The organism is Terrabacter sp. MAHUQ-38 (assembly GCF_014518425.1).
In the GTDB taxonomy this organism is placed as follows: Bacteria; Actinomycetota; Actinomycetes; order Actinomycetales; family Dermatophilaceae; genus Terrabacter.
In genome coordinates this window covers 713,317-727,742 of the sequence record NZ_JACVCU010000002.1, presented here as the reverse complement: position 1 = coordinate 727,742, position 14,426 = coordinate 713,317, and the positions used below count along the sequence as shown (strand labels likewise).

Sequence of the window (14,426 nt, the reverse complement as noted above, 5' to 3'; positions counted from 1 at the left end):
GCTCCCGGACACCGTCCGGGTGCGGGGCGGTCGCGCAATAGGCTCGTACCGTGGCAACTCTGAGCGAGCTCCTGCGGGGGCGGACCGACCTGCCCGACCACGACGTCGAGTGGCTGCACCTGCTCGTCGGTGACTGGCAGCTCGTCGCCGACCTCTCGTTCGCCGACCTCGTGCTGTGGGTCCGATCGACCAGCGACCGGTGGGAGGCCATGGCCCACGTGCGGCCGACCACCGGTCAGCTCGTCTTCGTCGAGGACCAGGTCGGCCGTGTCGCCGACCCCGGGCGCACCCGCGACCTGCTCGACGAGGCGTCGGCCGAGCAGCGCATCCTGCGCGTGCGGCAGGTTGTCGTTCCCCACGAGCACGGGCCGGACCAGTCCGTGCGCGAGGAGTACATCCCCGTCGTGCGCGGCGGCCATGTCGTCGCGGTGATGACCCGGCACACGAACCTCTGGACCACCCGGACGCCCAGCCGTCTCGAGCTGACCTACCTCGCGACCGCTGACGCCCTGTGCCGGATGGTCACGGGCGGCGAGTTCCCGCACAGCAGCGCCCCGACCGGCCTGCGGCGTGGCGCGCCGCGCGTCGGTGACGGCGTCATCCGCCTCGACGTCGACGGCATCGTCACGTACGCGAGCCCGAATGCGGTGTCGGCCCTGCACCGCCTCGGGCACCTCGGTGAGGTGGTCGGGGTGAGCCTGGCGCAGATCGTCACCGAGAACGTGCGCGAGTCGTACCCGGTCGACGAGGGGCTGCCGCTCGTCGTCACGGGCCGGCAGCCGTGGCGCACGGAGGTCGTCGCGGGCGGGACGACGGTCTCGATGCGCGCGATCCCACTCACCGAGGCGGGTCAGCGGTTCGGCGCGATCGTGCTCATGCGTGACGTGGGCGAGCTGCGCCGCCGCGAGCGCGAGCTGATGACGAAGGACGCGACGATCCGGGAGATCCACCACAGGGTCAAGAACAACCTCCAGTCGGTCGCGGCGCTCTTGCGGCTGCAGGCCCGGCGAGTGCCGGAGGGGGAGGCCAGGGTGGCGCTCGCGGAGGCGGAGCGACGGGTCGGGACGATTGCCATGGTCCACGACCAGCTGAGCCAGGGCTTCGACGAGACCGTCGACTTCGACGCGATCGCTCAGCGTGGGCTGGGCGCCGTCGTCGAGGTGTCGGCCAACGGCGCACCGGTCCACACCGTCACGAGCGGCTCGTTCGGCCGACTGCGCGCCGAGGACGCGACATCCCTGGCGATGATCATGAGCGAGCTCGTCCAGAACGCCATCGAGCACGGCCTCGGCGACGCCGGGGGAGAGGTGCGGATCGGGATCGAGCGCCTCGCCGACGAGCGCGGTCAGCCCATGCTCGTCGTCTCGGTCGAGGACGATGGCAAGGGCATCGACCCGGCCCGACGCCCCGGCTCGGGCCTGGGCACCCAGATCGTCCAGTCGCTCGTGGGCGACCTCCAGGGCCGCATCACGTGGGAACCAGTGGTGCCGCACGGCACGCGCGCCAGGTTCACGGCGAGCCTGCGCCCGATCGACTGACGCCGGCCGCACGGCATCCGCCCGCGTCCCCGCGCGGCTCGTGAGCAGCCAAAAGCCCGGCGACCGTGCTGGTCACCGGGCTCGCGGTCGGGTGGTGCGGGTCAGCCAGCGCGACGGGCCCGCGCGTTACGACGCTTCAGGGCTCGACGCTCGTCCTCGGAGAGGCCACCCCACACGCCGGCGTCCTGGCCGGTCTCGAGGGCCCACTTGAGACACGTGTCGATTACCGGACAGGTCCGGCACACGGCCTTCGCCTCCTCGATCTGCAGGATGGCCGGCCCGGTGTTCCCGATGGGGAAGAACAGCTCGGGGTCGGCATCCAAACAGGCAGCGCGGTCGCGCCAATCCATGTGGATCGTGCTCCTTCATGTATGTCGGTTCGGCACCAGCGTCCGGTTGTCGGTCGCGGTGCATGTTCTCGGGCGCCAGCGTCGTTGTCGGAGCCTGGTCATGGTGTCGCGCGGTCACGGATGATGACCCCCTGACCAACGGAAACGCGCACGAAAAGGTTCCGTACGCGTCGCGGGCCATGATCCAGTGTGATCGACATCCACGTCCGTGTTCAACGCCCTGGGCGCAGATCACACCAAGGATGGAGTCTATCGGCAGACGGCTCCCAGTTCCAGACCTCGGTCCCGTCCGCGGACACCTCGGACCTCCTGGACGGCCCACGCCCCTTGCGTCGCTAGGCTGCGGAGGTGACCGAACCGACCTCTCCGAGCCGCGAGGTGCGCGGATCCCACCGTGCCGCAGGGCTGCTCACGCTCCTCGAGGCGCTCGTTCTGCTCGGCTTCACCGTCTTCTACGTCTACGAGATGGTGACGGGCGCCACAGACGACCTGACGCGCGCGGCGACCTCCGGAGCCCTCATCCTCATCTTCGGGATCGCGCTGCTCGCGCTCGCGCGCGGCTGGGCCCGGGCGGCCGACTGGCCGCGCACTCCGACGATGCTCTGGAACGCCCTGCTGCTGCCCGTCGCGTGGTCGCTCCACGAGTCCGGACGCACGCCCGTCGCGCTCGCTGTGGCCGCGGTGGCGGTGGCCAGCATCGTCGCGGCCCTGTCGGCACCGGGGCGGCGGGACGAGCCCGACCCCGACGGTGACGTCGTCAGCTGAGCGAGAGCCAGTCGTTCCAGCCGTTGTGCAGCACGAGCCACGCGATGAGGCCGTAGCCCGCCTGGCCGGGATGCGCCCGATCGGGGCTGGCGGCGAGGTCGGCCATCCACTGGTCGTGTGTGGCCAGCGGGCGGTAGCAGTCGACGTAGGTGATGCCGCGCCGCGCGCACACGTCGGCCTGCGCCTCGGCGAGGGCCTCGATGCGGCGGTTGAGGTCGTCGTCGAGGGTCGGGGTGAGGCCGACCACGAAGACGCCGATGCCGGCGTTGGTCGCCTCGTCGAGCACGTTGGCCAGGTTGAGCCGCGACCGGGCCATCGTCATGCCGGACAGGAGGTCGTTGGTGCCCACGGAGAGCACCAGACGGCGCTCGCTGCGCCCCGCCCAGCGCGGGTGGCACTCGGCGCCCCAGCGGGCCACGACGTCGCCCGACGTGTTGCCGCGGACGCCGAGGTTGTAGGCCGTCAGGTCGAGGTCGGGATGCTGGGTGCGGGCGACGACGCGTCCGACCCAGCCCAGACCCTTGGGATCGCCGTAGCCGGCCGTCATCGAGGCGCCGACGAAGACCATCCCGACGTCGCGCACCCCCTCGGCCACCGCGAACTCGGCGCTCGGCGCGTAGTACGGCTCGGCGGGGGCCGTGGCGGGCGCGACAGGCGGGGCAGGAGCGGGGGCCTGGGCGGGCTCGGGAACGGGCGCGGCGGCATACCTGCCGGGTGCTTCGTCCGTGAACTGGGTGTGGGACGAGGGGTACGCGGGGCCCACGCCGTAGGGCGCCCTCGGGGCCTCGGCCTGGGTCCCGGCGTTGTCGCTGCGGTCGCTCACGTGCTCAGTCCTCGTCGTCGTCCAGCCGGGCGAGCCACGTCGCGAGCCGCTCGACCGGCACCTCGAACTCGGGGTTGAGGTCGACGAACGTGCGCAGCTGCTCGGCGAGCCACTCGAAGGTGACCTGCTCCTCGCCGCGACGGGCCGCCAGCTCCTCGATGCCCCTGTCGGTGAAGTACACGTGGCGAGGTTATCGCGTGCCGGGGTGGCGTTTGCGAAGGCGGGCCGGGGAGAAGCCACTCCGCCCGCGGACGTGCCCGTGCCCGCCGCATGCAGCGAGGGACCCCGCCGTGGTGGCGGGGTCCCTCGCGTGCAACCGGTGGGCTCAGGGCCCGGGGGTCAGCGACCGAACGCGCGCTCCATGAGCTCGGCCTGCTCGAGCGCGTGCTTCTTCGACGAGCCGGTCGCGGGCGAGGCCGCCGCCTTGCGCGCCGCGACGCGCCACGGACGGGTCTCGCCCATCTCGCAGAGGTCCTCGTGCAGCCACTGCGCCATGAGCGGCCAGGCGCCCTGGTTACGGGGCTCGTCCTGCACCCAGACGAGCTCGGCCCCGGGGTAGCTGGCCGCGGCCTGCTTGATCTCCTTCTCCGGGATCGGGTACAGCTGCTCGACGCGGACGATCGCCGTGGACGTGTCACCACGCTTCTCGCGCTCGGCGTCGAGCTCGTGGACGACCTTGCCCGAGGCGAACAGGACGCGGGTCACGTCCTTCGTCACGCCCTCGTGGTCGCTGAGGACCGGCTGGAAACCGCCCTGCGTGAACGCCTCGACGGGGCTGGCCGCCGCCTTGCTGCGGAGCATCGACTTCGGCGTGAAGACGATGAGCGGCGTGCGCGGGCGTGCGTACGCCTGGCGGCGCAGCAGGTGGAAGTAGCTCGCTGCCGTCGACGGGTAGGCGACCGTCATGTTGTTCTCGGCGCACAGCTGCAGGTAGCGCTCGATGCGCGCCGAGCTGTGGTCGGGACCCTGGCCCTCGTAGCCGTGGGGGAGCAGGAGCACGACCGAGCTGCGCTGGCCCCACTTCTGCTCGGAGCTGCTGATGAACTCGTCGACGATCGTCTGCGCACCGTTGGCGAAGTCGCCGAACTGCGCCTCCCACAGGACCAGCGCGTCGGGGCGCTCGACGGAGTAGCCGTACTCGAAGCCCATCGCCGCGTACTCCGACAGGAGGGAGTCATAGACCCAGAAACGGGCCTGCCCCTCACCGAGGTAGAGCAGCGGGGTCCACTCCTCCGCGTTGTTCTTGTCGATGAGAACGGCATGACGCTGCACGAACGTGCCGCGGCGGCTGTCCTGACCGGCGAGGCGGATCGGCGTGCCCTCCTTGAGGAGCGTGCCGAAGGCGAGCAGCTCGGCCATCGGCCAGTCGATGCCGCCCTCGCGGACCATCTGAGCGCGCTTGTCCATGAGCTGCTTGAGCTTCGGGTGGATCGTGAAGCCCTGGGGCGGGTTGGCGAAGGTCTCGCCGATGTGGACGATCTCGGAGGCCGGGACGCCCGTCTCGGTCGCCGAGCGGACCGGGGCCTCGTCGTCCTGGACCTGGGCGGTCGGGCGCTCGAGTCCTGCGTTGTCCGGTGCGTCGGACTCGGTGGCCCGGCCCGCCGGAGCGGCGGAGGCCTTCTTCGCCTCGCGCGTCTCGACGAAGACCCGCTCGAGCTGCTGCTGGTAGTCGCGCAGCGCGGCCTCGGCGTCCTCGACGCTGATGTCCCCGCGGCCGATGAGCGACTCCGTGTAGAGCTTGCGGACCGAGCGCTTGGCCTCGATGAGGTTGTACATGAGCGGCTGCGTCATCGACGGGTCGTCACCCTCGTTGTGACCGCGGCGGCGGTAGCACACCATGTCGACGACGACGTCCTTGTTGAACTCCTGGCGGAACTCGTAGGCGAGCTCGGCCACCCGGACGCACGCCTCCGGGTCGTCGCCGTTGACGTGGAAGATCGGCGCCTGGATCATCCGGGCGACGTCGGTCGAGTAGACCGAGGAGCGCGAGCTGCTCGGCGACGTCGTGAAGCCGACCTGGTTGTTGATGACGACGTGGATCGTGCCGCCCGTGCGGTAGCCGCGCAGCTGCGAGAGGTTGAGCGTCTCGGCCACGACACCCTGACCTGCGAACGCCGCGTCGCCGTGCAGGAGCACGGGCAGCACGGTGAACGACTCGCCGGCGAGGTTGAGGCGGTCCTGCTTGGCGCGGACGATCCCCTCGAGCACCGGGTTGACGGCCTCGAGGTGCGACGGGTTGGCCGCGAGGTAGACCTTCGTCTTGCTGCCGTCCTCGGAGACGAACTCGCCCTCGGTGCCGAGGTGGTACTTCACGTCGCCGGAGCCCTGGACCGACTTGGGGTCCTGGGTGCCCTCGAACTCGCGGAAGATCTGGCCGTAGGACTTGCCGGCGATGTTGGCGAGCACGTTGAGGCGCCCGCGGTGCGGCATGCCGATGCAGACCTCGTCGAGCTTCTCGCTCGCGGCGCGGCACAGGATGCGGTCGAGGAGCGCGATCACGGACTCGCCGCCCTCGAGCGAGAAGCGCTTCTGGCCGACGAACTTCGTCTGCAGGAACGTCTCGAAGGCCTCGGCGGCGTTGAGACGGCGCATGATGCGCTTCTGCTCGTCGCGGCTCGCCTTCTCGTAGGGCCGCTCGACCTTGTTCTGGATCCACTTGCGCTGCTCGGGGTCCTGGATGTGCATGTACTCGATGCCGACCGTGCGGCAGTACGAGTCACGCAGGATGCCGAGGATCTTGCGCAGCTTGAGGAACGGGTAGCCGCCGAAGCCGCCGGTCGCGAAGGTGCGGTCGAGGTCCCACAGGGACAGACCGTGAGTCGTGACGTCGAGGTCGTGGTGACGCCGCTGCTTGTACTCGAGCGGGTCGGTGTCGGCCATGAGGTGGCCGCGGACGCGGTAGGCGTGGATGAGCTCCTGGACGCGGGCGACCTTGTTGATGTCGTCGTCGTGCGAGGAGTCGACGTCCTGCATCCATCGGACCGGCTCGTAGGGGATGCGCAGCGACTCGAAGATCTCGTCGTAGAAGCGGTTGTCGCCGAGGAGCAGCTGGTGGATGATCCGCAGGAAGTCGCCGCTCTGGGCGCCCTGGATGATCCGGTGGTCGTAGGTCGACGTGATCGTGAGGATCTTGCTCACGGCGTTCCGGTTGAGCGTCTCGGTGCTGGCGCCCTGCCACTCGGCGGGGTAGTCGAGGGCTCCGACGCCGATGATGGCGCCCTGGCCCTTCATGAGGCGCGGCACCGAGTGGACCGTGCCGATGCCGCCGGGGTTGGTGAGCGAGATCGTCGTGCCCTGGAAGTCCTCGACCGTCAGCTTGTTGGCCCGTGCTTTGCGGACGATGTCCTCGTAGGCGGTCCAGAAGTGGACGAAGTCCATCTCCTCGGCCGACTTGATCGACGGCACGACGAGGGTGCGGCTGCCGTCGTCCTTCTGCAGGTCGATGGCGAGGCCGAAGTTCACGTGGGCCGGCTGGACGAGGGCGGGCTTGCCGTCCTTCTCGGCGAAACCGTTGTTCATCTCGGGCATGATCGCCAGGGCCTTGACCATGGCGTAGCCGATGATGTGCGTGAAGCTGACCTTGCCGCCGCGCGAGCGCGCGAGGTGGTTGTTGATGACGACGCGGTTGTCGATGAGCAGCTTGGCAGGGACGGCGCGAACGCTCGTCGCCGTCGGGACGGTGAGCGAGACCTCCATGTTGGACACGACGCGCGAGGACGCGCCGCGCAGCGGGGTCACGACGTCCTCGTTGACCGGGCCGGTCCCCTTGACGGCGGGGATGTCGCGCGGCTTGGGCGCCTCGGCGACGGGCTCGCTCTTCGGCTCGGCCTTCGGTTCGGGCTTCGTCGCCGGCTTGGGCTCGGGCTCGGGCTCGGGCTCAGGCTTGGGCTCGGCCTTCGCCTCGGTGGCGGCCGGGAGCGTGGCCTCCGTCTTGGGCTCGGCTGCCGGCTGGGACTTCGGTGCGGCGGCAGGAGGCGCCGCCGGGGCGGGCGCGCCGTTGGCGGAGCCGTTGGCATCCGCGGCGTCCGGGGCAGCAGGTGTGCCCGCAGGCGCGGAGGTCGTGCCGGTCGTCGTCTTCGACGCGGTGGCGGTCGCCGCCCGGCTCGCGCCCCCGCTCGGGTCGGCGTCACCCGGTCGGTAGTCCTCGAAGTACCCCCACCAGGCCTTGTCCACCGACGACTTGTCGGTCAGGAACTGCTGGTAGAGCTCGTCGACGAGCCATTCGTTCGGACCGAATGCAGCAATCGGGTCACCGGACGTGGACTGATCGGACACGGCGAATGCGCCTCTTTCATTTGGCTTGGTTGCGACCTTGCGTATACAGGGGTCAAGCCTAGCCCCGAAGACCCCGATACCGGACGGCGGCTCGGATGTCGAGCCGGCCTGTCGACGAGGCCTTCATCACGTTGATCGAGCAGGCGTCAGCTGATGTCGGCGCGCAGGGTCCGCCACGTGCCGAGACCGGCCATCACGGCCGCATACGCCATGAGGACGAGCGCGCCCGCCCACCAGGACAGCTGGTCGATGGGCTGGCCGTCGAAGCCGCCGCCGGTGGTGTCGAGCATCGCGCTCGTGGCGCGGCTCGGGAGGTACGGGGAGATGCTCTTGCCCCAGTCGGTGATGGCGAGCACGAGGCCGAGGACCGGCTCGACGATCCACGCGACGGCCACCGAGATGAGCAGGGCCGCCACCTGGTTGGGGATGAGGATGCCGGCGCCGAGGCCGATGAGCGCCCACATGCCGAGGACGAGGAGCGACAGTGCCACGGTGCGCCAGACGGACGGGTCGGCGAACGGGTGGTGGCCCTTGGAGGTGAGCACCAGCGTGCCGGCGCCCACCGCGCCCGCGAGCGACAGCACGCCGTAGAACGCACCGACCACGAGGAGGGTGACGACCTTCGCGGCCATGACCCGGCCCCGGCGGGGGATCGCGAGGAACGTGCCGGTGATCGTCTGGTGCCGGTACTCGGAGCCGATCGTCAGGACGCCGATGGCCAAGGTGAGCAGGTAGCCGACCTGCAGGCCACCGGTGAAGACGGCCTTCGCGAGAGCCACGTCGGTGCTGGGGACGGCCGCGCCCTGCGGACCCTGCACGGCGTCGCTCGTGAGCACGAACGCGAAGAGGACCGCGAACGCCGCCCCGCTGACGAGGACGGCGATGGCCATGCCCCACCACAGACGTGTCGTGAAGATCTTGCGGAGCTCGGCCCGCACCGCCGCGGTCATCGCGCGCCCTCCTGGGACTCAGTGGCGTGCCGGACGGCGGGCATGGGGTCGGCGAGCAGGGCGGGGTCGAGCGGCGCCCCCGTGGGCGGCGGCAGGTCGACGAGCGGACCGTCAGGCGAAGGGTCGATGCCGAGGTTGCGGTTGCGGTGCTCCTCGCTCTCCGTGAGGTGGAAGAAGAGCTCCTCGAGGTGGGTCTGCTCGCCGCGCAGCTCGTGGATCGCGACGTCGTTGGCGTGCGCCACGTCGCCGACGACCGCGAGGTCCTCGGTGGTCACCTGCAGCCCGCGCCCCTTGGGCGTGACGGTGAGGCCGCGCAGCCGCAGCGCATCGGCCAGGCGGTCGGGGTCGGAGGTGCGGACGAATGCCGTGGGGTTGCCGCGCAGCTCGGCCACCGTCCCCTGGGCGACCCGGCGACCGTTGGCGATGATGACGACGTCGTCGACGGTCTGCTCGACCTCGGAGAGCATGTGGCTCGAGATGAGCAGCGTGCGCCCCTCGTCGGCGAGGTGGCGCAGGAAGCCGCGCAGCCAGCGGATGCCCTCGGGGTCGAGGCCGTTGGCGGGCTCGTCGAGGATGATGACGCGCGGGTCGCCGAGCAGGGCGGCGGCCAGCCCGAGGCGCTGGCGCATGCCCATCGAGTAGCCGCCGGCCCGCTTGCGCGCCGCTGCCGGGATCCCCACGAGCTCGAGCAGCTCGTCGACGCGCCGGTCGGGCACTCCGGCGACGGCGGCCTGGACCCGCAGGTGGTTGCGTCCCGTGCGGCCCGGGTGGAAGTTGGTCGCCTCGAGGGCCGACCCGACGACGGTCAGCGGGTTCGGGATGTCGGCGTAGCGGTGGCCGTCGATCGTGGCCGTGCCGTGCGTCGCACGGACGAGGCCGAGGAGCATGCGCAGGGTCGTCGTCTTGCCGCTGCCGTTGGGGCCGAGGAAGCCCGTCACGCGGCCGGGGGCGACGTCGAAGTCGAGGTGGTCCACGGCGGTGAAGGAGCCGAAGCGCTTCGTCAGGCCGCGCACCTCGATGTGCCCGGCGAACTCCGGTTGTCCGCTCACCACCGTGCTCCCTCTCTCAGCCCAGCCGGGTCCCGCCGTGATGGGCCCAACTCAACCACACGGCATACGTCATCCACACGGAGGCCGCTGCGGGGGCCCGCGGACCTCCAAGGGCGCCCGGCGCTCCTTATAGTGGGCCCACCATGACCTGCCTCCGCGACCGGGTCCCGGCTCTCCCGGGGCTCCACATTTCCCGCGCCCGACGGGTGGCCCGTCGGTGACCGAGTGGCTGCTGGTCCTCGGTGCCGTCCTGCTCACTGCGGGTACCGCGATCTTCGTCGCCGCCGAGTTCTCGCTCGTCGCGCTCGACCGGCCCACCGTGCAGCGCGCGATCGACGAGGGCGATGCGCGCGCCCGTGTCGTGCTCCAGTCACTCAAGCAGCTCTCGACGCAGCTGTCCGCGGCGCAGGTCGGCATCACCATCACGACACTCGTGGTCGGCTACCTCGCCCAGCCGTCGATCGGCGTGCTCGTCTCCGGGCCGCTCGGCGCTCTCGGCCTGGGCTCCGGGGCGGTCGAGGCGGTCTCGAGCACCCTCGCCCTCGTGCTGGCCACGGTCTTCTCGATGGTCTTCGGCGAGCTGCTGCCGCAGTTCCTCGGCATCTCGGCTCCCCTCGCGACGGCCAAGGTGGTCGCCTTGCCGGTCCGCGTGTTCGCTGTCGTCGCGCGGCCGCTCATCGTCGTGCTGAACGGCTCGGCGAACGCCGTCCTGCGCTCCGTCGGCATCCAGCCGCAGGAGGAGCTCTCCGGGGCCCGTACGCCTCAGGAGCTGGCGAGCCTGGTCCAGCGCTCCGCCCAGGCCGGCACGCTCGACGTGACGACGGCCCGGATGCTGACCCGCTCTCTCGGCTTCGGGGAGCGCACGGCCGACGACGTCATGACGCCGCGCGTGCGGTGCACCGGCATCCACCGCGACGAGTCCGCCGACGACGTGCTGCGCCTGTCGCGACGAACCGGCCACTCGCGCTTTCCCGTCCTCGGCGACGACTGGGACGACATCGACGGCGTCGTGCACGTCAAGAAGGCGATGGCCGTGCCGCACGAGCGGCGCAAGGACGTGCCGGTCTCGGCCCTGATGTCCGAACGCCTCGTCGTGCCGGAGACGATCCGCCTCGACCCGCTGCTGCGCGACCTGCGCGAGGGCGGGTTCCAGATGGCCGTCGTCGTCGACGAGTACGGCGGCACGTCGGGCATCGTGACGCTCGAGGACGTCGTCGAGGAGATCGTCGGCGAGGTCTCGGACGAGCACGACCGCAGCCGCCAAGGCGGCCGCGAGCTCATCGACGGCTCCTGGACCGTGCCCGGGCTGTGGCGACCCGACGAGGTGCGCGACGCGTTCGACGCGGACGTCCCCGACGGGTACACGTACGAGACGATGGGCGGCTTCGTCATGACGAGTCTCGGCCGCGTGCCGGTGGTCGGCGACGTCGTCCACGTCCCGGGGTGGCGGATCAACGTCGTCGGCATGGAGGGACGGCGGGTCGACCGGCTGCGGTTCGTGCCCGACCCGGCCTCGCTGCCGCACACCGACGACCACGACGGACCCGGCGGAGCGAACGCCCAGAACACGCCCGACCGGCCGCGTGACCCGTCGGGGGAGGCGTCGTGAGCGGGGCCTGGGTCTACCTCGTCTCGCTGCTCCTGCTGCTCGGCAACGCCTTCTTCGTCGGTGCCGAGTTCGCCGCGATGGCCGTGCGCCGCTCGACGCTCGAGCCCCTCGCGGACGCAGGGAGCAAGCGCGCCGCGTCGTGCCTGCTCGCGCTCGAGCGGCTCGGGTCGATGCTTGCCACGGCCCAGCTCGGCATCACGGTCTGCTCGGTCGGTCTCGGGGCGCTCGCAGAGGCCGCCCTGCACCACCTCCTCGAGCCGGTCTTCCACGCGTGGGGGCTGCCGGAGGCGTGGGCGGGTGGAGTCGCCCTGGCCCTCGCGCTGCTCATCATCAGCTACCTCCACGTCGTCGTCGGGGAGATGATCCCGAAGAACCTCGCCATTGCCGGACCCGACCGTGCGGTGCTCGTCCTCGTGCCGTCGCTCTTCTGGATCTCCACGATGCTGCGACCCGTCGTCCACGCCATGGAGACGGTGGCGAAGGCGCTCGTCCGGCTCTTCCGCGTCGAGCCCAAGGACGAGATCGCCTCGGCGTTCACGGCCGAGGAGGTGGCCCACATCGTCGGCGAGTCGCGGCGCGAGGGCCTCATCGAGGAGGAGCGGCACGGCCTCGTCGCCAAGACGCTCGAGTTCTCCGACAAGCTCGCGCGCGACGTCGCCGTCGACACGGGGTCGCTGACGACGGTCGAGCTGGGAGCGACGCCGGCCGACATCGAGCGACTCGTCGCCAAGCAGGGCTTCTCGCGCTACCCGGTGCGGGACGCAGCGGGGGAGATCGCCGGCTACATCCACCTCAAGGACGTCCTCTACGCAGACGACGAGCGCCACGAGCAGCCCATCCCGCCCAAGCGCGTACGGCGCCTTGCGACGGTGCGCGAGGGGGACGACATCGAGGACGTGCTCGCCACGATGCAGCTGACGGGCGCGCACCTCGCCCGGGTCATCGACGACGACGCCGAGGTCACGGGCGTGGTGTTCCTCGAGGACGTGCTCGAGGAGCTCGTCGGCGAGGTCACCGACACGACCCAGCGGTGACCGCGCGACGGGCTACCCCGGCTGCGCGTCCGGGTCGGTCGGCCCACTGCGCTCGGTGCGCTCGATGTAGCCGAGGTATGCCCTGCCGCGCGGGGACAGCTCGTAGCCGACGTCGTGGCTGACCGTCAGCCCGAGGGCCTTGAGCTTGCGGATGTCGATCTTCATGGGGAGCAGCTCGCAGCCGCGGAGTGCGGCCAGCTCCTTGGACACGACGCGGGGGTTGTCGCGGATCCACGTGAGGATGTCGCGGGTCCACGGACCGGTCGGCCGGGCATCGAGTCGGGCGAGCCGGGCCGCGATGTCACCGAGGGTCGCCTCGTCCGGAAGGCTCTCGCGCAAGGCGACTCGCGGGTCCTCCCCGGCCCAGCTGAGCCTGATGCGGTAGACGGTGTCGCCACCACGGCCTCCTCGTGGCGAGGGTCTGCGCTCCCTCGGCGCGAGGTGCTTCTGGAGCGTGGCGAGGTCCTTGAGTCCGGCCTTCCTCGCGTCGCGCTCCGTGAGCCGCGACGGGTCCCGCACCTTGCTGACTGCGTCGAAGCGCACGAGCCCGGCCGGCGTCAGCTGGAGTCCACCGACCTTGACACGCGGGGCGTCCCAACGCCGGAAGGCCTGGGTGACGGTGCCGGCGCGAATGGCCTCGGCAACGGGCTTGGAGATGAGCACCAGCCCATCGTGGCACGCACCTGAGGTCAGGGGGGTTGGCCCCGGCGAGCGCGACGCGTACGCACGACTGCGGTCACGACAGCGGCGCGCAGGAACGAGCGGCCTTACAGGCGAAAGGCATTCCCAATCTCCGTCGCTCGTGGTCAACGCCGTTCGGCTGTCAGGCAGGCCATCGGGGCGGTCACCTCGAGCGCGCCGTGCCGGGATGTCACCATCACCATCTACGTCTCCGGGTGGCGCCCGGTGCTACGACCAGTTCGGCTGTGCCGACCTGGTCCTGTTCACCAGCCCCTGACCATCCTGACCACCCGACCCGACGATCCCGGACCGGAGTGCGGAAGGGCGGTCACCGGGCGCTTCGCGCTTGGTGACCGCCCTTCGGCGTTCGGTGCCCCCGGCAGGATTCGAACCTGCGCTCCCGCCTCCGGAGGGCGGTGCTCTATCCCCTGAGCTACGGGGGCGACACACACTTTTCGTGCGCCCGGTGAGATTAGCAGCAGAGGCGGCCCGACGCTGAATGCGCCCCCGGATCGAGCCGGCCGACCCGGCCGAGCCGTCCCTCGTAGACTCGCGCCATGACGCCGGAGCAGCTGCGCGCCCTCCTCGAGGACGTCGCCGCGCAGGCAGCCCGCACGGGGGAGCTCCCCGATGAGGCGGAGGCCGGTCCGCCGGCGGGACCGCTGTTCCGGCCGACCGATGCGCGAACCGCCGGCGTCATCGCCGACTGGGTGACACCCGTCGCCCAGCGCTGGGCCCCGCAGATCGACCTCGGACCCCGCGACCTCGCCCGCGTCCTCGCCCGGGGGCTGACCCAGCAGAAGCCGGTCGCCGCGGTCGAGGTGGCGCCGAGCGGCCTCATCGCGATCACCCTCGAGGACCTCGCCCGCTCCGCCATCGTCCGCCTGGTCCTCGAGGGGCAGGACACCTACGCTCTCGCCCCCGGCAGTTCCCACCGCGAGCTCACCGAGCTGCCCGGGAGCCGTCCCCCCGACGACCCGGTCCTCGCCGCCCAACGCTCGCACGCGAGGCTCTGCCGGCTCATCCGCAACGCGGAGGCCGCCGGGGTGGAGCGCCGGTCACCGACGCGGCTCGGCGAGCTGACCCATGTCGCCGAGCGGCACCTGCTCGTCGCGCTCGCCGACCTTCCCCAACGGCTCGAGACCCATGTCGGTGACGAGGTGCAGCAGCGACGCGCCGTCACCGACCTGGCCTCGCTCGCCGACGCCTGGGACCACCCGCTGCGACCCACGACGGTGGGCGCGTCGGTGCAGTCAGTCCACGGTGCCCGCGTCGTCCTCGCGGACGCCGTCCGCATCGTCTTGCGCAATGGACTCGAGCGCCTCGGCGCCTCGGCCCCGGAGAGGATGTAG

General features: G+C 71.2%; 12 protein-coding genes and 1 tRNA gene. 5 read left to right on the top strand and 8 right to left on the bottom strand.

Going from position 1 to position 14,426, the window contains the following annotated elements; all coding sequences use genetic code 11:
- Window positions 1-50 precede the first annotated feature (50 nt).
- Window positions 51-1,538, top strand: coding sequence for a histidine kinase N-terminal domain-containing protein (locus tag H9I49_RS10315; RefSeq protein ID WP_188030244.1), 1,488 nt, complete (start codon window positions 51-53; stop codon window positions 1,536-1,538).
- Window positions 1,539-1,639: 101 nt separating this feature from the next.
- On the opposite strand, the gene H9I49_RS10310 is transcribed toward H9I49_RS10315, so the two are convergent.
- Window positions 1,640-1,888 (bottom strand): WhiB family transcriptional regulator, encoded by a 249-nt coding sequence (locus tag H9I49_RS10310; protein ID WP_013493302.1) that lies wholly within the window; start codon window positions 1,886-1,888, stop codon window positions 1,640-1,642.
- A 348-nt stretch (window positions 1,889-2,236) separates the two neighbouring features.
- Here H9I49_RS10310 and H9I49_RS10305 point away from each other — a divergent pair, with 348 nt between their 5' ends.
- Window positions 2,237-2,653, top strand: a complete 417-nt coding sequence (locus H9I49_RS10305) for a hypothetical protein (RefSeq protein WP_370587517.1) — start codon at window positions 2,237-2,239, stop codon at window positions 2,651-2,653.
- Here the strand turns inward: H9I49_RS10305 and H9I49_RS10300 are convergent.
- The 5 genes from H9I49_RS10300 to H9I49_RS10280 form a co-directional block, all read right to left on the bottom strand.
- Window positions 2,646-3,476 (bottom strand): GDSL-type esterase/lipase family protein, encoded by an 831-nt coding sequence (locus H9I49_RS10300; protein WP_188030243.1) that lies wholly within the window; start codon window positions 3,474-3,476, stop codon window positions 2,646-2,648. The two genes, H9I49_RS10305 and H9I49_RS10300, sit on opposite strands and share 8 nt — an antisense overlap.
- A gap of 4 nt (window positions 3,477-3,480) precedes the next feature.
- On the bottom strand, window positions 3,481-3,657 hold the full coding sequence (locus H9I49_RS10295) for a DUF6104 family protein (RefSeq protein ID WP_188030242.1): 177 nt from the start codon (window positions 3,655-3,657) through the stop codon (window positions 3,481-3,483).
- 158 nt (window positions 3,658-3,815) lie between these two features.
- Complete coding sequence (locus H9I49_RS10290) at window positions 3,816-7,751, bottom strand: multifunctional oxoglutarate decarboxylase/oxoglutarate dehydrogenase thiamine pyrophosphate-binding subunit/dihydrolipoyllysine-residue succinyltransferase subunit (protein ID WP_188030241.1); 3,936 nt, start codon at window positions 7,749-7,751, stop codon at window positions 3,816-3,818.
- Between the two features lie 146 nt (window positions 7,752-7,897).
- Window positions 7,898-8,701 (bottom strand): ABC transporter permease, encoded by an 804-nt coding sequence (locus tag H9I49_RS10285; RefSeq protein ID WP_188030240.1) that lies wholly within the window; start codon window positions 8,699-8,701, stop codon window positions 7,898-7,900.
- Entirely contained in the window at window positions 8,698-9,750 is a 1,053-nt protein-coding gene (locus H9I49_RS10280; RefSeq protein WP_188030239.1) for an ABC transporter ATP-binding protein, read from the bottom strand. The genes H9I49_RS10285 and H9I49_RS10280 overlap by 4 nt, the downstream gene beginning before the upstream one ends.
- Before the next feature lie 217 nt (window positions 9,751-9,967).
- Between H9I49_RS10280 and H9I49_RS10275 the strand changes: the two genes are divergently transcribed.
- Entirely contained in the window at window positions 9,968-11,359 is a 1,392-nt protein-coding gene (locus H9I49_RS10275; protein WP_370587516.1) for a hemolysin family protein, read from the top strand.
- Window positions 11,356-12,393: a hemolysin family protein gene (locus H9I49_RS10270; protein ID WP_188030238.1), complete on the top strand. Its 1,038-nt coding sequence runs from the start codon at window positions 11,356-11,358 to the stop codon at window positions 12,391-12,393. Before H9I49_RS10275 ends, H9I49_RS10270 begins: the two co-directional genes overlap by 4 nt.
- 12 nt (window positions 12,394-12,405) lie before the next feature.
- Here H9I49_RS10270 and H9I49_RS10265 read toward each other — a convergent pair whose 3' ends face one another.
- Complete coding sequence (locus tag H9I49_RS10265; protein ID WP_188030237.1) at window positions 12,406-13,056, bottom strand: ASCH domain-containing protein; 651 nt, start codon at window positions 13,054-13,056, stop codon at window positions 12,406-12,408.
- A 389-nt stretch (window positions 13,057-13,445) separates the two neighbouring features.
- Window positions 13,446-13,517, bottom strand: a tRNA-Arg gene (locus tag H9I49_RS10260).
- A 114-nt stretch (window positions 13,518-13,631) separates the two neighbouring features.
- Here H9I49_RS10260 and H9I49_RS10255 point away from each other — a divergent pair.
- On the top strand, window positions 13,632-14,426 hold the full coding sequence (locus H9I49_RS10255) for a DALR anticodon-binding domain-containing protein (RefSeq protein ID WP_188030236.1): 795 nt from the start codon (window positions 13,632-13,634) through the stop codon (window positions 14,424-14,426).

What these genes read in the sequence shown, in the direction of transcription:
- H9I49_RS10255 (WP_188030236.1), top strand. Translation starts at nt 13,632, where the DNA reads ATGACGCCGGAGCAGCTGCGCGCCCTCCTCGAGGACGTCGCCGCGCAG.
- H9I49_RS10285 (WP_188030240.1), bottom strand. Translation starts at nt 8,701, where the DNA reads ATGACCGCGGCGGTGCGGGCCGAGCTCCGCAAGATCTTCACGACACGT.
- H9I49_RS10310 (WP_013493302.1), bottom strand. Translation starts at nt 1,888, where the DNA reads ATGGATTGGCGCGACCGCGCTGCCTGTTTGGATGCCGACCCCGAGCTG.